A 20,538-nucleotide genomic window follows, 5' to 3' on the forward strand; every position below is an offset into this window, starting at 1 on the left:
GCCGCCCCTGGTCCCCGGACAAGAGTCCGCGCGGGGCTCAGTGGGCCGGCGCGCCGCCGCGGAACATGAAGTATGCGGCCCCCACCAGGCACAGGGACGCCCACACGAAGTCCATGCGGAACGGCTGCTTCATGTAGACCACGCAGAACGCGGCGAACACGGAGATGCTGATGATCTCCTGGAGCACCTTGAGTTGCGGCAGGGTGAAGACCTGGAATCCGATGCGGTTCGCGGGCACCTGGAGGCAGTATTCGAAGAAGGCCACCCCCCAGCTCGCAAGCACCACGAAAAAGAGGGCGCGGCCCTTCAGGTCGTTCAGGTGGCCGTACCAGGCATAGGTCATGAACAGGTTTGATCCGGCGAGCAGCAGAATGGTGTGCAGCTTATCCATGGGGAAACGGACTCCGTCGCAGGGGGAAGTGTGGGGAAACCGGGGGAGGACGGGCCGTAGTATACAACAGGTTTCCGCACGGGAACGTTTCCCCCGCACGCCGGTATTACATTGTCATCCGGCGTCCGGAGCGGCGCCGGGACGGACAGAAACGGAGGACGCGCGGCGGCGGGCCGCCGGCATGGGAGTCTTTGTTGTCATGCGCAACCATGGCGAGTTTCTGAAGGGCGGCCTGCTCGTGGTGATCGCCCTGTTCGGACTGATGCTGCTGCATGCGGGGTGATGCTTCCAGCAGCCGGGGGGGGAGGGGCTACGCGGACAGCGCCTCGTAGATGGTGGTGAGGCGGGCGGCGGTGGCTGCGGCGGAAAAGCGGTCCTCGACGGATTCGCGCGCGGCGCGGCCGAGCACCTCGCGGACGGTGGGGTTGGCGCCGAGTTCCTTGAGGGCCGCCGCAAAGGCGGGCACGTCGTCTGGCGGGACCAGCCGGCCGTTCATGCCGTTCTCCAGGGCCTCGTCGGCGCCGGGGTAGAAGGTGCTGACGCAGGGGAGCCCGCAGGCCATCGCCTCGAGCAGGGACAGGGACAGCCCCTCGTAGCGGCTGGAGAGGACATACACGTCGCCCGCCGCGAGGAGGTCCCGCACGTCCTCCTGAAACCCCACAAAGCGCAGGCTGCCGCCGAGGCCCAGCGTCCTCGCCTGGGCGTCCAGGGCGCCCCGGAGCGGCCCGTCCCCCGCAAGCAGCAGCACCGCCCGGGGCAGCTTCACCCGGACGCTCGCAAAGGCGTCCAGCAGCAGCGCGTGGTTCTTCTGCGGCGCGAGCCGCCCCGCCGCAATGAAGACGGGCTGGTCTTCGGCCAGGCCGAAACGGGCGCGGGCGACCGCGCGCTCGTCCGCGTTGAAGGGGCGGAAGTGCTCCATGTTGATGGTGTTGTGCAGCGCCTCGCCGTTGCGGCAGAGACCGACGGTGTTGAGAACGTGGCGGGAGCAGGCCAGCACCGTGCCCGCGCGCCGGTAGGCGTGGCGCTCGATCCAGTCCTGGTAGCGGCCGCTGGCGGCGACGGGGTTCTGCACGTGGACGATGAGCCGCCCGAGGCGGCGGGTGGACATCATGCGCTCGCACAGGAACGACGAGATGACGAGATGCGCATGAACCACATCGTAGTCGCGGCGCAGCCACGGCGCGAGGCGCAGGGGAATCGCCGGGTTCCACCGGAAGGGGGAAAGGTGCGCCGGGGGGAAGCCCGCATCGGCAAAGGTCTGCGACAGCAGCCCCGGCCCGAAGAGGGACACCACGTCCACCTGGAACCGGTCGCGGGGCAGGCGGCGGATCCACTCCAGCAGGGCGGTCTGCGCGCCGCCGCCGTTCAGGCAGTCCACGACCTCAAGCACGCGAATCGGACGCTCCGCATTCATGTCTCACCTCAACCGTCCAGCCCGTTGAACAACACCGTCCCCCGGCCCGCCGGTCCGGCGCGGGGAAAACACCATTATCGCAGATTCTCACCCGCGCTTCATCCGAAGGGCGGAAGCCCCTCCGCCTTGCGCCCGCGCCGGGTCCGGGCGTCGCGCAACTGCCTCAGGGGCTCCAGCAGCACGGCGGCGGGATGGTGCGCAAACGTGACGGGCACCCCCCACTCGCCGAGCCGCCGGTTGATTTCCGGCAGGACCACGGGCACCCAGTAGTCGCGGTAGCTGAAACAGGATGATTTCCCCGCGTTTTCCGCGTGGCTGCGCCAGGTGCCCAGCGTTTTCGGCCAGGAGCAGACGGGGCCGAGGGCCGCGCCGAGCCAGGCGACATAGGAATCCGGCGAGGCGGCCACCGCCTCCGGCACGGGAAAGATCTCCTCCAGCACGGCGCGGGCAAAAGCCAGCCCGCTCGACGGAACATGAAACACCGTCAGATCGTGGCGCAGGGCCGTGTTCACCCGGCCGCAGGCGCGCCACTGCGCCAGCAGGTCGCCGCTGCGCAAAATGCCCAGGCAGGCATGGCCCCGGCCGTCGTCGAGCTGGTGCTGGTACACCCCGCCCCCCGGCACGGCGCGCATGAATGCCACCATCTCCGCCACCTTCTCAGCCCGCCATTCGTCATCGCTGTCGAGGAAGCAGACCACCTCGCCCTCCGCCTGGGAAAAGCCCGCGTTCCACGCCGCGCCCTGGCCTTTGTGCTCCTGGAGAATCACCCGCATGGGGACCGGGGCCGTCTGCCGCGCCCGCTCCAGCAACGCGCGCGAGTTGTCCGACGACCCGTCGTCCACGGCGATCAGCTCCAGACGCGGCCAGGTCTGCGCGAAAACGCTGTCCAGCGCCGCGGGCAGATAGCGTCCGTAGTTGTAGCTCGACAGGATGACGCTGACCAGCGGGGTTTCCGAAAGCGGCGGTATGGCAACCTGTTTCATCGGGGGCGCGTGTCCTCCGCGAACAGAGTAGCAAATCCGCCCCGCAGGAAGCACCCGGGCGCCGGGGACGCCGGACAGGTCGGACAAGTCGGACAGGTCTGACCCGTCGGACTGGGTGGCGGGCAGCCCGCAGGGGCGCACGGTGCCCTCCACTTCCCAGCCTCCGCCTTGACTTCATTTCCGGGGGAACGTAGAGTAGGGGCCAAACCGCATCACGGGGGTGAACCGCCATGATTTTTCAGGTGCTTTCCGGATTCCTGCTGGGGGGGGCTGCCGCCGCGGCCGGGGGGTGGCTGCTGGCGCGCGGGGGCGCGCGGCGGCTGGCTGCGGAGCGCGACCTCGCCCTCAGCGGGAAGGCCGCCATGGAGGCGCGCGCCGCGCAGTTGGAGCAGGCCTGGGCGCGGCTCCGGGAGGAGGCCGGGCGCCTTGGAACCCAGCTCACGGACACACAGGCGGAACTGCGCCGGGAGACGGGCCTGCGCGCCGCAGCGGAGGAAAAAGCCCTGCGTGTGGCACCACTGGAGGGGGAGGCGGTGGCGCGGACGAACGAGCTGACCCTGCTTAGGGAGCGGGTGCGCGAAATGGAGACGCGGCTGGAGGAGGAGCGCAAGGCGGCGCAGGAGAAACTGGCCCTGCTGGAAGACGCGCGGAAGAAGCTGGCCGACGCCTTCCAAACCCTGTCCGCCGAGGCGCTGAAAAGCAACAGCACCTCCTTTCTGGAGCTGGCGGAGCAGAACCTGAAGCGGTTTCAGGAGACGGCGCAGGGCGACCTGACCAAGCGCCAGGAGAGCATCGAGCAGATGGTGAAGCCCATCCGCGAGTCTCTGGAAAAGGTGACCACCCAGATTCAGGAGGTGGAGAAGACGCGGGCCGGGGCCTACTCCGAGCTGTCCGAGCAGGTCAAAAGCCTCTCCCTGGGCCAGAGCCAGCTTCAGACGGAGACGGGGCGGCTGGTGAGCGCCCTGAAGTCCCCCATCACCCGGGGGCGCTGGGGCGAAATCCAGCTCCAGCGCGTGGTGGAGCTGGCGGGCATGCTGGAGTACTGCGACTTCGAGCAGCAGGCCACCGTGAAGTCCGAGGACGGCGCCCTGCGGCCGGACATGGTCATCCGCCTCCCCAACGACAAGGTGATTGTCGTGGACTCCAAGGTGTCGCTGGACGCCTACATCAAGGCCATTGAGGCGGACACGGAGGAGGCGCGGGCCGGGCACATGCAGACCCATGCGCGGCAGGTGCGCGACCATGTGACCCGGCTGTCGGGCAAGGCCTACTGGAGCCAGTTTGCCAACACCCCGGAGTTCGTCGTCCTCTTCCTGCCGGGCGAGCCCTTCTTCAGCGCGGCGCTCCAGGAGGACCCCGCGCTGATCGAGACGGGGGTGGAGAACCGGGTGATTCTGGCAACGCCGACCACGCTGATCGCCCTGCTGAAGGCGGTGGCCTTCGGCTGGCGGCAGGAGCGGCTCGCGGAGAACGCCGAAAAAATCAGCGCCTTGGGACGGGACCTCTACAAGCGCATCTGCGGGCTTGCCGACGCGTTTGTGAAGGTGGGCAAAGGGCTAGACTCCGCCACGGACGCCTATAACAAGGCCGTGGGAACCCTGGAGTCCCGCGTGCTCGTGTCCGCGCGCCGGTTCAAGGACCTGGGCGCGGCGCCGGGGGACAAGGAACTGGACCTGCTGGCCCCCGTGGACCACACGACCCGCGACATCCAGCGCCCCGAGCTTCTTGAGGGGCCCGCGGAGGCGGACTGATCACTCCTTCTCGCGGACATCCCTGCGCTCGTCCGGGGCGGGCCGCCATTTCACGCCGTCAAGCTGAAGCGACACCCACTCGTAGGCCTTGCGGGCCGGATCGAGGGTGTAGAGCTTCGCGCCCTTCCGGACAACCTCGTCGCCGTAGCCGCCCACGCCGGTGGCGCGGCCGTAGATGAGGTCCACGCCGCCGGAGACGGCGGAGTAGTCGTTCACGTGGTCGTGGCCGCAGATGACCGCCTTCAGCCCGGCCTCCGCCAGCACGGGGAGGGAGGACCGGTCCTCCTCTTCAAAGCACACGTCCTCGCCGATGATGCCCCGGGCCGAGCCGTCGTCCCAGATGTCCTGGTACTGCCGCACGGGGATGTGGAAGGCCCCGATGCGCAGGGGGCGCGGTCCGGCGGCGTCCAGGGTTTTCGCGGCGGACTTGGTGAACTCGCGCGCCTCGGCGTCCATGCCGCCCGTCTTGGTGTTCAGGCAGAACAGCTCCGCCAGACGCTCCCCGGAGGCGCTCTCCAGGCTGACCACGTAGTTGCCGTTGGATTCACGGCCCGCGTAAAGGCTGCCTTTCGCCTCCGCAAACGTCTTGTGGCCCGCCGCAAAATCGTCCAGCTGGTCGTGGTTTCCCCAGGTGAAGGCCCACGGCACGCCCATGCCTGACAACTGCTCCACGGCGAAGGCCATGTACTCCGCCCCGCGCCCCCCGTCGTTGTCGCACCACAGGTCACCCGTCACGACGAAAAGGTCGGGCTTCGCCAGGTCAAGCAGTTGCCGCAGGTGCTCAACCGTCTTCTGTCTCCTTTGCTTCTCCAGGGTGGGCATCTTCTTGATCCCGCTGAAAAAGTGCACATCCGTGAATTGCAGCACCTTGACCGCCGCCTGGTCCGCCACCTTCAGCCGCGACACCCACGGATTCACCGCCGCCTTTGCCGGCTGATGACCCAGCGCGGCGGCCGCCGCCGCTGTTGTGGTCACTGCAAGAAAACCGCGTCTTGAAACCTTTTCCATGCCGAAACTCCTTTTCCGCCCGGTCCGCCCGGCGGGAACCGTCCGCAGAGACTACCACAGAAGAGGCTGCCGGACGCAAAAGGACGTCCGGTGGACCGCCGGGTTGCTTGACATTTCGAACAGGATGAAATACCATGAAATCATGACGTGGCGCGCGCGTGGGGTCCGTGCCGGCCGGCGGAGCCCTTGGCGGACAATGCCGTCCTCCGGACAGGTGGACAGGCCCGGGCAGGGCGGAGGCTTGTTTCTATCCGTGCGGTTTCGGGCCGTGCGTTTGAGGCTCTTATTCTTTCAGGCAGGCCCGCCCCGTGAAGGCGGCGGGAGAAGGGATGGTCAAGATGCGTGCAGGCAGGTTTTTCTTGGGGATGTTCACCGCGGCGTTGCTGCTGGCAGTGTCCGCCGAAGCGGCCGTGCAGGTGCTGGACAAGGCTTCCACGAAGGACGAGGACAACGACTCCTCCTTAAACCTGGACTTCACGGCACCGGCGGGCACCCAGCTTCTTGTGCTTGGCGTGTCGAACCGGGACAACCGGGCTGTCTCTTCCGCCACGATAGACGGGGTGGCGTTTCACATGATCGTGGACTCCGACGAAACGGGGTATGGCAGCTTCCCCGACCGGGACGAGCGGGTCGCGCTGCTGTATTACAAGAATCCCCCCGTCGGTGTTGCCAAAACCATCGCGGTCACCCTGAGCAACGACTCCCGCCACAAGATCGCGGGGGTGCTCTTTCTCTCCGGCGTGGATTTGGCGCAGTTCTCCGACCCCGGCGCGGCCACGCCGCTGAAACCGGTGCGGCTGGTCAGCCGCGGCGGATCGGGCACGGCCACCATCACCTTCGACGGCACCCAGGCCCCGCTGGGGACGCTGGCGGTGTCCGCCATTGTCAACAAGGACACCACCCTGAACATCGTGGGCGCGCCGGAGCATGTGCAGCAGTGGCGGTTGGACACCTACTACTGGCTTGGCCTTCTCCGGAGCCAGGGCGGCGGCGGCACGCGGGCGGGGTCCGCGTCGGGCGCGTCCCTATCCTGGGCGCCCAACGACAACTACGGCATGGCGGCCTGCGTGATCCCCACGGGGAACCAGGGGCCCACGGACATCGCGGGAAGCCTGACGGTGTCCGACACGGCGCCCAACGGAACCGTTGCGGGAACGCTCACCGTGAGCGATCCGGACGGCGCCCCGCCCTATGTCTGGTCTCTGCTGGACAGCGCGGGGGGGCGTTTTGTCCTGACCCCGGCGGGGGACACCCTCACGGCCACGGTGACGCTCGCGGACGCGTCGCAGATTGACGCGGGGGCGGCGGCCGCCCATGTGATCCGGGTGTCTGTGGAGGACCCCGCGGCGGGGTACAACAAGGTTTTCTCGAAGGACATCTCCGTCGTGGTCACCGACGCCACCAATCCCGTGATCACGAACATCACCAGTTCGCGGAGCGCGGCGCGGCACGGGGCCAGCGTCACCCTTAGCGCCACGATCACAGACAACGTGTCTGTGGCGTCGGATCCCCAGATGACGGTCAACGGCGTTCCCCTCACTTTCCCTGTGCTGAACGGCGACGTGTACTCCTGGCTGTGGAACGTTCCCGCCGGGGCCCCGGAGGGGCCTGTGTCCATTTCCGTCAGCGCGGCAGACCCCTCGGGGAACATGGCCGAGGCGTCGGTGAACGATCTGCTGGTGGTGGACAACATCGCGCCCGTTCTCAGCAGCTTCTCCGTTTCCGACACCTTCGTGAAACCGGGGGACACGGTGGTGGTCGGCGTCACGGTGGAGGACAACGTGCAGGTGTCGGCAAGCCCGCCCCCGGTGTTGACGGTGGCGGGAGTGGACGCCGGCCCGCCGTCGGTTTCGGGCAGCCGGCATGAATGGGCCTATGTGATTCCGGAAGACACCGCGGAGGGGTACGCGGTCATGACTGTCGGCGCGCAGGACACCGCGGGCAACACCGTGTCTGGAACGGCGGCTGACCTCGTCACGGTTGACCGCACCGCGCCGTCCGTGCACTCGGTCCAGTCCTCCGTCGCGTGGGCCCGCGCGGGCGCATCGGTGAGCATTTCGGCCAGTGTCAGCGACAACTATGGCCTGGACGGGCTGCCGACACTCCGGTTGAACGGCAACATGGTCACTGCGCCGCCGGCAGTGAACGGAAGCCTGCACACATGGACCTTCGCCGTCAGCGCGTCCGAGCCGCAGGGCGCGGCAGTGATTGAGGTGTGGGCGGCGGACCGGGTCGGCAACGCAACCACCGCCTCTCCGCCGAGCACGGTGCTGAACATTGACCACGCGGCGCCGGAAATCTCGTCCTTGACGGCCTCTCCGTCCCTGGCCAAGGTCGGCACCGCCGTCACGCTGACTGCCGTGGTGTCAGACAATTTCCTGCTGGCGTCCCCGCCGGAGATGACCGTGAACGGGCTGGCTGTTCCCCCGCCGGCGGTGGCGGCGAATCTTTACACCTGGTCATTCACTGTCCCGGGAGGCGTTGCTGAAGGGCCGGCGGTGGTCCTTGTCAGCGCCGCCGACCTGGCGGGAAACGGGCAGACCCTTTCCAGCGGCTCAATTCTCTCCCTTGACCCGAACCCGCCCCTGGTTGCGGGGGTGACTGCCACCCCCTCCCAGCTTCGCACCGGCGGAACGGTTGCCATTCAGGCCACCGTTACGGACATGAGCGCTGTGGCCGGAACGCCGGCCTTGACGGTCAACGGGAGTGGGGCCACCTTCTCGCACAGAAGCGGGGACGTCTATCACTGGACGCACACGATTCCCATCGGCGTGGCCGAGGGTCCGGCCACGCTTCTTTTCTTCTCCGCCGACACCCTCGGGAACAGCGGCGAGACGGTCAACACGACAGCGCTGCTGATTGACCGGACCCCTCCCGAGATAAGCGGCGCGCAGGCGGTGCCCTCGGTGGCGCGCGGAGGCGACATGGTCCGGCTGCAGTTCCAGGTCACAGACCCGCTGACCGGCGTCTTCGGCCTTCCGGCTGTCACGGTGAACGCCCATACGGCCACCTTCCACAGCCGGGACGGCAGCCTGTACGAATTCCGCTACACCGTGTGGCCCACGGACCCGGACGGCGATGCGTCCATCGTCGTTTCGGCGCGTGACGCGGTGGGCAACGCCGGCGTGATGACATTCCCGGACGTGCTGAAAATAGACAACACGGTTCCGACCCTGTCGGGATTGACGGTGTTTCCCGAATATGCCCGCCACGGGCAGACGGTCGTTATGGGGTTCCGTGTGAATGAGCCGGATGGTCTGGCCGTCCAGCCCGAAGTGCTGGTGAACGACGTCCCGGCGGTGCTTTCCGCGTCAGAGGACATGTTCTTCGAGTTCTCCTACCTGGTTCAGAGCGGGGTTTCCCAGGAGGGTCCGGCAACCTTGACCGTGCGGCTGGAGGACGCCTTGGGCAATGTCGGGAACACGCAAAGCACGGGCCTGCTCCACATAGACACCCTCGCGCCCGCCGGCAGTCTGCTGATTAACGGTGGCGCGGTGTTCACCCGCGTCCCCTCCGTGATGCTTGCGCTGGTGCCGGACGACGGCGCGCACTCCAGCGGGATCTCGCAAATGAGTCTGAGCGATGGCGGCGCCCTTTGGCTTCCCTGGGAGCAGTACTCCCCGGAACGGGCCTGGACGCTCACCCCCGGACAGGGATGGAAAAAGGTGTACGCGAAACTCAAAGACCGCGCGGGGAATGTGACAACCGCGCCGATTCAGGGAACCATTGCCCTCAACCCCAACCCGCTGGCTGTTGACCAGCAGAGTCCGGCGGAGGTGAACGCCGTCGCGGGAAGCGTTGTCATGCTCGAGGTCGGGGTTAGGAACGCCTTCGGCTCGGTGGTCACCTACGCATGGTACAAGGACGGCCAGGCGCTGGAACCCCTGCTGGGGCCGGGCAAGGCAGACGGCCCCGTCTTCGCCCTCGAGGATCTCGGTTCTGGCGACGTCGGGACGTACGTCTGTGTTGTCTCGGACGAGTTGGAAACGCGCGAATCCGAGCCGTTCACCGTCTCTCTGGAGACAGCGCTCCCCGTGGCGCGCGGGGCCGCCCTGCTGTGCCTCGTGGCGCTGCTGGCCGTCGCGGGGGCGCTCCGCGCCCGGATGCGCGGCGCCGGCGCGGGCCGCGCGGCGGCGGCACTGCTGCTGACGGCGGGTATCTTCCTCGCGGCATCGGCCCCGGCCGAGGTGGCCGTGGTCTACTCGGCCCGGACGGAGTCTGGAAACCTGGGCGACGATGCGCTGAGGGCGCTGGCCCGCGAGCGCGGGTCCGTGGAGCTGTGGACCCCGAACCCCGATGGAACGCTCCGGCGGGACATCGTGCGCATGGGCGAGCCCGGCGTGGGCAACCCCCTGTTCATGACACGGCAGTCTGAGCAAATGGACGTGTGGGCCGCCAGCGGGGCCAAGTCCGACCTGCTCAAGGACGGATCCTCCATGGTGACCGTGCCCCTGGAGAAGGGGCTGGACATGGTCTACCAGCGCCCCAAGAGCCTGGACGGACCCACCTTTGAGGTGCGCCTGCTGCGCGGCGGCGAGGTGATCCTCACGGAGTCCTGGTGGGAGCAGCCGGTCGGCGACACCCTGCGCCCCGTCTACATCCGCATTGACGACGGGCGGAGGGTGATGGTGCAGGTCTTCGAGTACACCGACCTGCCCCCGCCGGTCCTGCCCTCCATGAACATCGTGAAGGAGGGCTACGGCGCCCTGCCCGAGGGCATGAAGCCCGTGACGCTGCCCGCCGCCCCGGCCGGGGACAAGGCGGAGGACACACAGAGCCGCGAGGTGCAGTTCGTCGTGCCCCAGCAGGGGCTCGACACCCTCGGGTTTGACACCGGGTGGATCCCCAGCGGCGGCATGGGCGACCCGGGCGGATTCGTCATCCAGCTGCGCGTGCGCGCGGCCGCCGGGTACAACTACGACGCGGCGGTCAACGGCATCGTCAGCCTCACGCCGGAAAACCTCCTCGGCGTGGGACCCGCCCGGGGCACCTGGGGCTTCTATTTCGGCGCCGAGTTCAGCCTGAAGGCCGCCGCAGACCTCTCCTGGATCCCCCTCATCGGCGACTACCTCGACCCCTTCACCATTGACATCCCCTACGTTCCCGACTTCAACCTGGTGGCGTCCGACCGCGACAACTTCAACAACTGGCTGCTCGACAGCGTGTCGGAGGTGCGCGACGACGCGGGCCGCACCAATGTCGTGAAGCTGGACATCATCGCCCTGGCCATCACGCAGGGCGTGCTTCCGGAGCTTCCGAGCTGGCTGCCCATCAAGCCCACGATCATGATCGGGCTGGATGTGGCCGCCATCGCCGACGGCAGCCTCACCTGCGACAGCATCTCCCTGACCGACGGAAACGCCTTCACGCAGGAGGCGCAGCAGCTTCCCGTTGTGGTGCCGCCGGAGGGGTACTCGGCGATTGCCTCCTACAACGACTACACGTCCCTGAATCTGGGGGCAAAAATCTACCCCTACTTCACCGCCAGCATCAAGGTCTTCAGCTGGAGCTGGGGCTACACGTATCCCAGCGCGGACGACCCCAACAATTTCCTGAACAAGATCGAATGGCTGCCCATCAGTCACACCAACTTCCCGTTCTCCGAGGCCGAGCTTAACTTCACCGGCCAGCCGTCGCCCGGAAACCCCAGTGACTGGTTTACCCAGAAGTTCACGCTGAGCACGAACGATCTGGACTTCAAGCGCGTCCGGTTCACGCCGAACCTCGGAAACAACTTCTATGTTTCCTGCCTGGAGAACCCCGTTTCGGGGTTCCGGACACCCGTATCCGGGGCAACCGTCGTTCCCCTGGGGCGCGACACCTTTGCCAGGGTGGAACTCACGGGCGGCCAGAAGGTCTCGCTCTACGGCCGGCAGTACGACGCCCTGTATATCGGGTCGAACGGCTACATCACCTTCGAGGCCGGCGACTCCACGCACGACAACACGCTGGAGAACCACTTCAGCCAGCCGCGCATCTCGGGCCACTTCACGGGGCTCAAGCCGGACGAGGGCGGCACGGTCTATTTCCAGCAGCTGCCCAACCGCGCCGTGGTCACCTTCGACAAGGTCGTCATCACCAAGGTGGGCATCGCCCTCACCGTCAGCTTCCAGGTGGAGATGTTCTTCGACGGGCGCATTGTCATCACCTGGCTCGCCGTGGACGACCCCTACGGCCTGGTTGGCCTCTCGCGTGGCGGAGGCCTGCCGGAGGGCTTTGAGAACAGCAAGTTCACCTCCTACGGGGGATGCCTGTCCGGCATCTCGGACGAGGGCGGCGTGCGGGTCACCTTCCAGCCGCCCGCCGTGCTCGCCCAGGAGCCCCGCTGGCGCCTGGACAACGGGCAGTGGCTCGCGAGCGGCATGAACGCCTCCGGAATCCTGGGCCAGCACACCGTCAGCTTCAACCACATCCCCAACCTGTGGCAGGCCCCCGCACCCGTGCAGCTGAAGCTCGCCATGCCGGACGCCTTTGTGTACCTTGAGCCCGTGTGGACACGGCAGCTCGGGACAGTGCGCGTCTATGTCGAGCCGGCAGCGGCCTCGTGGATTCTGACGGACGGGGACGGCGTGCAGCACACGGGAACCGGCGGCGCGGAGCTGACCGGAATCCCCACAGGGGACTGCGCCATCACATGGCAGCCCCTCCCCACCTACGCCACCCCGAATCCGCAGACGCAAACCCGCTACCTCTATCCGGACGCGTCGGCGGTCTTTAACGGCGTCTACCCGCCCATCATCGGCGAGGGGCGCGCCGACCTCACCATGATCCTGGCCCCCGAGACCGCCCTGCTTCAGGGCGCCCAGTGGCGGGTGAACGGCGGGCCTTGGCTGGACAGCGGGGTGACGGAGACCATTCCGGACGGGGACGGCACACTGGAGTTCACGGACGTGCCGGGGTGGACCGCGCCGGCCGCAGAGACGCTGTTCTTCACGCGCGACACCGCCACCACCCTCACCAGAAACTACGTCCGCCAGACGGGCACGGTGGTCATAGACGTTGATCCCGCCGGCGCCCCATGGACCCTGGTGGACGGCAACGGTGTCGAGCGCCAGGGAAATGGCGACATCACCATTCCCTCCGTCCCCACGGGCGACATTACGGTGACGTGGGGCGCCGTCTTCAGCTACTCGGAGCCGGACCCCAACCCCTTCACCGCCAGCCTCTCCAACGGCCAGACGCTGCGCATCACGGGCGCCTACGTGCCCGTGATCGGCGAGGGGGAGGGGATTCTCCGGGTCACGCTGCATCCCGCGGAGGCTGTGAACGCCGGGGCCATGTGGCGCGTGATCGGCGGCGAGTGGCGCAGCAGCGGCGGCATGGAGGCGGTGGCGGACGGCCCGCGCACGGTCAAGTTTCTTGAAATGCCCGGCTGGACCACCCCCGCAGACCTCGTGGTGGAGGTCGTCCGCGACCAGATCAACGACGCCTCGGCCACCTATGCCCGCCAGACCGGCACCGTCCAGATAGACGTGACGCCGGACAACGCGCCCTGGACCATGACCACAGCAGACGGCGCCGTGGTGGTCGGCGCGGGCGACGAGGTCTTTGAGGATGCGCCCACCGGCCAGGTGTCGGTGCAGTGGGGCCTGCTGGAAGGCTACACGGCCCCGGCACCCAATCCGCTGGCGCAGACGCTGGAGGAAGGGCAGACCCTGCTCTTCCCGGGTGTTTACAGCGAGAACATCGTGACGGCCGACTTCACCGCGTTTCCGCTGATCGGGCCGCTGCCTCTGGAGGTGACCTTCACCGACGCGTCCACGTCGACAAACAAGGACATCCTGGAGTGGCGGTGGTACTTCGGCGACGGCAAGTCGGGCACGGAGCGCAACCCCCGGCACACCTATCAGGCCGCCGGACAGTACACCGTCATGCTCACCGTCAGCACGGGGGAGGATGCGGACGTCGTGGTGAAAAAGCAGCACATCACCGTCACCCAGGGGCTGCCCGCCGCGGGAGGCCTGGCCTTGGCGGCCCTGGCGGGCGCGCTGGCCCTCGCCGGTGCCCGGAACGCGCGCCGGAAGCGCTGACAACCCCCGGATCCTCTGCGGGGCGGGACTGAACAGTCCCGCCCCGTTTTCTTTTGTTTTCCACCCAACGGGCCCATTCGCGGCGGCCCAAAAGGGCGGCTTGACACCCCCCGGGGCATCTGTTAGGATTGAGGTCAAAGAGGGCCGGAAAGCGGCCGGGTTGCCGCCCGTGCGCCGTCTTAAATTGGGGCGGTCCCTGTCGAAAGGCGCGGGCAACCTCATGTTTGCCGTGTGTGTTTTTATCAACCGGAGAGACTGCAAATGAACAGTGCAACGAAATTGAAACTCAGTGTGATGATGTTCCTCGAGTTCTTCATCTGGGGCGCCTGGTGCGTCACCCTGGCCACCTACCTTGGAGAAGGCCTCAAGTTCAACGGGGCGCAGATCGGCAACGCCTTCCTGACCATGGCCATCGCCTCCGTCATATCACCCATCTTCGTCGGCATGGTGGCGGACAAGTTTTTTCCCGCCCAGTATCTGATGGGCATCCTGCACCTGCTCGGTGCGGTGCTGATGTACGCCGCGAGCAGGGTCACCGATCCCGGCCTTTTCTTCTGGGTGCTCCTGGGCTACACCCTGTGCTACATGCCGACGCTGTCACTGGCCAACGCCATCGCCTTCAACCAGATGAAGGATTCGGAAAAGGAGTTTCCGCTGATTCGCGCCATCGGCACGAGCGGCTGGATTGTGGTCGGCCTGCTGATAGGCTATGCCCTGAAAGACGTCGAAAAGACCAACATCCCCCTGCAGATTGCCGCGGCATCCTCGCTGCTCATGGGCTTGTATTCCTTTGCGCTGCCCCACACGCCGCCCAAGGGCGCGGGCAAGAAGGTCACTCTGGGCGACATCTTCGGCATTGAGGCCTGGGGGCTGCTGAAGGACTGGTATTTCCTGGTGTTTGTGCTTGCCTCCCTCGTTGTCAGCGCCACGACTTCCTTCTACATCAATCTTGGAAACCTGTTCTTCAACCAGCAGAATCTTCCCTATCCCGCCGCGCTGATGACCGGCGGCCAGATATCCGAGTTTGTTTTGACCGCCCTGCTCGCCTACTTCTTTGCCAAGGTGGGGGTGAAATGGATGCTGGTCATGGGCATGCTTTCCTGGTCATTGCGCTACTTCCTGATGATGGGCGGCGCCGGCCCGGGATATGCGATGTGGATCCTTGCCATCATTGTTCACGGCTTCTGCTACGGTTTCTTCTTCACGGCAGGGCAGGTCTATGTGGGCAAGGTGGCGCCAAAGTCCATCCAGGCAAGCGCGCAGGGCTTTATCGCCCTCATTACCTTCGGCCTGGGCCAGGGGGCGGGATCAAAAATCTCCGGGTATATCATGGACATGAACACGGTTGATTCCGTCACCAACTGGTCCCAGGTCTGGCTGGTGCCCGCCGTGGTGTCCCTGATCGCGGGAGTGCTTTTCGCCGTGTTTTTCAAGGTAATACCCGCCGAGGACACTGCGGCGAACGCCCCGGACACTGCGGCGTGACCGGGCCGGACACCCAGACATTCTCATAATTCGCAAAATAGCTTGGCAAATCCGCCCCGGGGCGGCATAATGAACGCCCAAGGCGCCCTGCGCGCGCCTTGGGCGTTTCAGTGAGTTGCGGGGAATTCTCCCCTAAGTGGTCAACAAGGAGAACAGGCCATGAGACCCTCACACACGATGAAACTTTGTCTTGTGCTGTGCGCGCTGGCGCTTGCCGGAACCTTTGCGGGCTGCAAGCGGACGCCGGTGCCCAACTTCACCGCCGACCAGGTGGAGGGGGCCGCGCCCCTGACAGTGCAGTTCACGGACCAGTCCACCATCGGCAAGGCCAACAAACTCGTCAAATGGGAGTGGGACTTCGGCGACGGCGGCACCTCCACCGACCAGAACCCCTCGCACACCTACACCGCCGCCGGGACTTACACGGTGAGCCTGGTGGTGACGCACGACAACGGCCGAGGGGCGGAGATGATCAAGCCGGACTACATCACCGTCGCCGGCATCGCCGCGGACAAGACCACCCTTATGGGCTATGTGACGCTTCCCGGAGGCGCGGCGCTTCCGCTGGCCACGGTCAACGTTGGAACGCTCACCGCAACCACGGACTCCACGGGGCACTACGCCTTCACGGATCTCGACCCCGCCGCGGACATGGTGGTCCGCTTCTCGAAAGAGGGCCATGCCGGTAACGCCGTCGTGGTGGCGGGCATCGCGGGCGGCATCACCACGGCGAACGCGACGCTGAAGCCGCTGGCGGACCCGGTGCCGCTGGACGCGGCGGCGGGCGGCACCGTAGCCGACGGCCTGAGCAACACGGTGACCTTCGGGGAGAACGCCTTTGTCACCAAGAGCGGCCGCAAGTCCGTGGCGGGCACCGTGGACGTTAGCATCACGCCGCTCGACGTGACCGACGGCGACGATCTGGCGGCGTTTCCGGGCAACTTCCTGGCCGTGGGCTCCGCAAAGGACGGGGACACGGTGCAGCTGGAAACCTTCGCGCTGGCGGACTACACGGTGACCCAGGACGGCGAGGAGCTGGACCTGGCCCCCGGCAGCAGCGCCACCATCGAGCTTTCCCTTCCGGCCGGCACCCCGCTCGCGGGCGGCCAGAGCGTGCCGCTCTGGTCCTTCAACGAGGCCACCGGCCTCTGGGTGCAGGAGGGCGAGGGCCAGGTGGTCGCCTCGGCGCGCAAGGCGGGCGGGCTGGTGTACCAGGCCACCATCACCCACCTGTCCTGGTGGAACTGCGACGCGCCCCTTTCCGACAAGAACTGCGTCACCGGCACCGTCGTTGACGAGGCCGGCGCCCCCGTGGCGGGCGCGCCCGTGGAGGCGGCCGGCGTCACCTACAACGGCGTCACCTCCGGCGTGACGGGGCCCGACGGGCGCTTCTGCGTGGATGTGAAGCGCGGGGCCACCGTGACCGTCCGGGTCTACCTGCCCGGCGGCCGGGTGGTGGTCCGCGAGGCCACCGTCACCGTGCCCGACGCGGAGGCCTCCTGCGCCACCGGCGGCTGCGTTGACGCGGGCAGCCTCCAGCTCACCTTTGACTCCTGCGTCAGCGGCCGCGTCCTCGGCGAGGACGGCACCCCCCAGGCCGGGGTTGGGGTGCGGGCGTCCACCGGGAACACCGCGGTGACGGACGCCAACGGCGACTACTGCATGCCCGCACCCGCGGACATCCCGGTCTCCGTGTACGTCCTCGGGCGCCCGCCGGTGGTCGTGACCACGCCGCCGGCCGCCTCCTGCGGCGCGGGCGGCTGCGCCGTGGCGGACATCACGGTGGACTACCCGGAGGACGGCGATCTCGTGGGGACCCTCACTGTCAACATGGTCAACCGCACGGGGCAGACGCCGATCAAGGCGGGGGAAACCGCGCTTTCTGGCTCCGCCTCCTTCTTCTCCTGGGGCGGGGACGCGGAAGAAACCGGCCCGGTGACCTCCGACACCTGCGTGGTCAACCGGCGCACCATGCAGGACGGCGCGTGGGACATGGAGGACATCATGGGGAATGTGGGCGCGCTGGATCCGGGCGCGCCGGGAGAGATGTCCGCCAACGCCGCCGTCACCGCGATGCTGCGCCTCTCCGATGTGATGGCGGATGAACCCGCGGAGGAGGGCGTGCCGGACCTGACGCCCTTCTACTTCGGGGTGTTCGACTCCGAGACCGAGCTGCCCGGCGCGGGGGCGGACACGGTGACCTTCAGCTGGCCGGGCGGCGTGGACATCGGCCCCTTCTCTGCGTCGGTGCAGACGCCCGCCCAGATTGTCCTTCAGTCCCCCGCGGCGCAGGACATGTACCCCGACCATCCCGGTCTGGTCTCTTTCGTGGACATTGACCCCGCGCAGGACCTGCTGGTGCAGTGGGACGCCTCCACGCCCGCCGACGGCGTCATGCTGATGCTGAGCGCCGGCTTCGTCAACGAGGCGGACCAAACCTACGAGACTGGGTCGGTGGTGTGCACCCTGGTGGACGACGGATCGCACATCGTGCCCGTGTCCCTGCTCTCCCAGCTTCCTGTCAGCCCCACCCAGGGCATCGCGCTGAACATCGTCCGGATGAACCGCACCCAGGCGCAGGTGCCCCTCACCCGGGGCGGCAACGGCTGGGTCATCCTCCGCGGCGAATCCTCCTTCGCCGCGGCGGGCAAGCCCTCCTGGCTGGTGGGGAAGTAGAGAATCACGCCGGCACAGACACGCTTTTCCGGCCCCCGCCGCCGCGCGCGGCGGGGGCCGTCTCTTGCCCCTCTTTGTCCCGGGCGCGTATACTTGCGGGGCGCGTCCGGAACGGGACCGCTGGACGCCGGCGCGGCGTCTTCGAAACATTTCACCTCCACGCGGGGTTTTGTCTTTTCTTTCCGGGCGGTGTGATCATGGGCGGCAAGTCGGTAAAAGAACCTGTTCCGCGGCGGGCGGCGGGCCGAGGGAACGCGGCGCGCCCCTCCCCCGAGCTGGCCGCCGCGCTGGAACAGATCCGCGGCGCGTGGTTTGCCCGCGCGCTGGAACTGCTGGAGACCCCACCCCTCGCCGACACCCCGGACGGCCTCTACCACCGCGCCCTGGTGCTGGTCCTGCTCAACCGTTCCGGGGAGGCCTTCGAGGTGTGCCGCAGGCTGTGGCAGACCCACCGGGATCCCCGCGCGCGCGCGCTGGCCGGACAAATCCGCGCGCGCAAGGAGCCGGTTGCCGAGCCCGCCGCCGCGCCGTCGCCGCCGCGCCGCGTTCGCCGCCTCCTGCGGCGCGCCGCCGCCGTGCTGGCAATTCTGGCGCTTGGGGCGGGCGTCCTTCTGTTCGCACTGCTCGGCTACCCCTTCCTCCGCCACTGGCAGGAGATGGGCGCGCCTCTGCTCTCCGAGTCGCCCGCCGTCTCCCTGCCGGTGCTTCCGGCCGCCGGGGAGTCTTCCCCCGCGCCGCCGCCGGAAACGGTCCCCGACGCGTCCCCCTCCCTCGGCAGGGGTGTCATCGCGCTGCTGGACGGGAAGGCCACCGCCCCGTCCGACGGGGCCGAAGAGAAGAAGCCCGGAGAATGGAAAGAGGGGCTGCTGGGGGGGCTGCGCGCAGCCATGAAGCGGAGCCCGGCGGCCGCGGCCGAACACCCCGCGATGGTGGAATGGCGCGCCCGCACGAAGGGCATGACGCCCGCACCCATGCCGCAGGGGCCCGTGGCGTCCGTGGTGGAGCTTCAGCCGAACCGGCGCGCGGAGACGCTGGAGAACGCCGGGGGCGACCGCGCCACACTGGTCAACCTGAACCCCGCCATTGGCGCGTGGCACTTGCTCGAGACGCGCTTCGGCGGAAAGACCTCGGTCCTGCACCTGGAGTTGTTTCCACTGGAGGCGAGCCTCGGCCAGCGGCCCACGCCGCACCTGTGGTCCGGCGGCCTGGAGCTGGAACTGCTGGGCGAGCGGAAGCGTTTTGCCCTCTGGACCCCCGACCCCGCCAACGCGGACCGGCCCGGCGTGTTGGCGGACACCCCCGCCCTCTCCGCCGAGATCACCGCCGCCCTCCAGGGCAAGTCGCCGTACCATGTCCTGTGCGACGGCATGGTGCTGCTGCGCACCCCCCGGCCGGGGTCGGCCTCCGCAATGGAGCTGGCCACCGACGTCCTCCGGCAGCACCGCCTCGGCGAGTGGTTCGTGGACGCCATGAAACCCGCCCTCATTGACGGCGGCGAGGCCGGAGACGCGGCGGCGGCCCCCGCGGCCCCCTCTGAAGAGGACAAAGACGCGCCCCGCGCCGCGTGGCTCAAGCCCGCGGACACGCCGCCCACCCACCTGCCCAAGGCCCTCGGCATCGCCACCGACGCCGGCGACGCGCCCATGGCCTGCGGCCGCTGGTACCGCGCCGTGAACCATCCCGGCGTCCACGTGGGCATCATGATTCCCGCCCTGGCCGACGACACGGTGCTGGCATCCTACCCCGACCGCGTGCGCGGCGCGGGCGTGGCCGACCGGGCCTCCGCCGAAATGGCGAATGTGGCGTACATGCTGGCCTTCGACCTCGACGTCCACCGCTTCGGGTGGGCCGCCGGGGCGGAGCATCCCTCCGCCGAATGGTCCCCCCTCGCGTGGGCGGTGAAACAGACCGGCCCCGGCCCCGACGGGTTCAAGGCGCTGGCCCCCGTGGCTCCTGTGGGCGCGGTGCCCCCGTGGCTGGCCGACCGCACCGTGGCGGTGTTCGCGGGCGGGTTCAAGCGCAAGCACGGCGTGCTCAACGCCCACCCCTTCGGCAAGGTGAACAACGGCACGCACTACGGCTTCATGCAGCAGGGCGTCGTGCTGAGCCGTCTCTGGCCGGGCCTGGCGAGCGCGGCCATTCTCCCGGACGGACGCTTCGACCTGCTCACCTGGCCCGCCGGCGGGGAAAGCCGCCTCACGGAATTCCTCCACATACGCCAGAACGGCCTGCCCCTGGTCGAGGGGGTGGACGCCGCGGGCGTCCCCGTGCCCGGCGAATACGTGAAGGACTGGAAGGGCGGCGCGTGGTCCGGCAACGTCGAAGGCCAGCAGCTCACGATCCGCATGGGCATGGGCATCCAGAGGCACGGCGGCCGCAGCCGCCTGCTGCTGGGCTACTTCACCGGCGCCACGCCCAACGCCATGGCCCGCGTGTTCCAGGCCTACCACTGCGCCTACGCCATGCACCTCGACATGAACAGCCGCTCCCTCTGCCACACCGCCCTCATCACCCGCGACCCGGCCACCGGCGCGGCCCGCGCCGAATGCCTTCTGCGCGACATGGCCCCCGCCGCCGGCGCCCCGCTCCGGTTCCTCCAGACCGGCGACACCCGCGACTTCTTCTACGTCACCCGCGAAGGCTGAGGGCGGGCAGTCCTGCGCACCGGCCGTCGGACAGGTCCGACAGGTCTGACCGATCCGACCGATCCGACCGATCGGTCCGATGGCCCTCCCGTCCCTCTTGCATTCCCGCGTGCCGAGGCCCAATAATCGCCCTTCCGCCCGGGCACCTCCGCCGG

9 protein-coding genes are annotated in these 20,538 nt (G+C 68.0%); 5 read left to right on the forward strand and 4 right to left on the reverse strand.

What is annotated here, in order from left to right:
• Positions 1-37: 37 nt before the first annotated feature.
• From GXY15_10255 to GXY15_10265, 3 genes are all read right to left on the reverse strand, one after another.
• Positions 38-391, reverse strand: a complete 354-nt coding sequence (locus GXY15_10255; protein NLV41593.1) for a DMT family protein — start codon at positions 389-391, stop codon at positions 38-40.
• Positions 392-701: 310 nt separating this feature from the next.
• On the reverse strand, positions 702-1,805 hold the full coding sequence (locus tag GXY15_10260) for a glycosyltransferase (protein ID NLV41594.1): 1,104 nt from the start codon (positions 1,803-1,805) through the stop codon (positions 702-704).
• A gap of 98 nt (positions 1,806-1,903) precedes the next feature.
• Positions 1,904-2,788 carry a glycosyltransferase family 2 protein gene (locus tag GXY15_10265; protein NLV41595.1) on the reverse strand — a complete coding sequence of 295 codons (885 nt, stop codon included), beginning with the start codon at positions 2,786-2,788 and terminating at the stop codon, positions 1,904-1,906.
• Between the two features lie 230 nt (positions 2,789-3,018).
• Between GXY15_10265 and rmuC the strand changes: the two genes are divergently transcribed.
• Entirely contained in the window at positions 3,019-4,539 is a 1,521-nt protein-coding gene (gene rmuC / locus GXY15_10270; protein ID NLV41596.1) for a DNA recombination protein RmuC, read from the forward strand.
• Here the strand turns inward: rmuC and GXY15_10275 are convergent, their stop codons facing one another.
• Complete coding sequence (locus GXY15_10275) at positions 4,540-5,547, reverse strand: twin-arginine translocation signal domain-containing protein (protein NLV41597.1); 1,008 nt, start codon at positions 5,545-5,547, stop codon at positions 4,540-4,542.
• Between the two features lie 338 nt (positions 5,548-5,885).
• Here GXY15_10275 and GXY15_10280 point away from each other — a divergent pair, with 338 nt between their 5' ends.
• The 4 genes from GXY15_10280 to GXY15_10295 all read left to right on the forward strand — a co-directional run bounded on the left by GXY15_10280 (position 5,886) and on the right by GXY15_10295 (position 20,383).
• Entirely contained in the window at positions 5,886-13,577 is a 7,692-nt protein-coding gene (locus GXY15_10280; GenBank protein ID NLV41598.1) for a PKD domain-containing protein, read from the forward strand.
• A gap of 261 nt (positions 13,578-13,838) precedes the next feature.
• Positions 13,839-15,062, forward strand: a complete 1,224-nt coding sequence (locus GXY15_10285) for a nucleoside permease (protein ID NLV41599.1) — start codon at positions 13,839-13,841, stop codon at positions 15,060-15,062.
• A gap of 159 nt (positions 15,063-15,221) precedes the next feature.
• Positions 15,222-17,738, forward strand: a complete 2,517-nt coding sequence (locus GXY15_10290) for a PKD domain-containing protein (GenBank protein ID NLV41600.1) — start codon at positions 15,222-15,224, stop codon at positions 17,736-17,738.
• Positions 17,739-17,935: 197 nt separating this feature from the next.
• Complete coding sequence (locus tag GXY15_10295; protein ID NLV41601.1) at positions 17,936-20,383, forward strand: hypothetical protein; 2,448 nt, start codon at positions 17,936-17,938, stop codon at positions 20,381-20,383.
• Positions 20,384-20,538 lie beyond the last annotated feature (155 nt).

This window comes from Candidatus Hydrogenedentota bacterium, assembly GCA_012730045.1.
Taxonomy (GTDB): domain Bacteria; phylum Hydrogenedentota; class Hydrogenedentia; order Hydrogenedentales; family CAITNO01; genus JAAYBR01.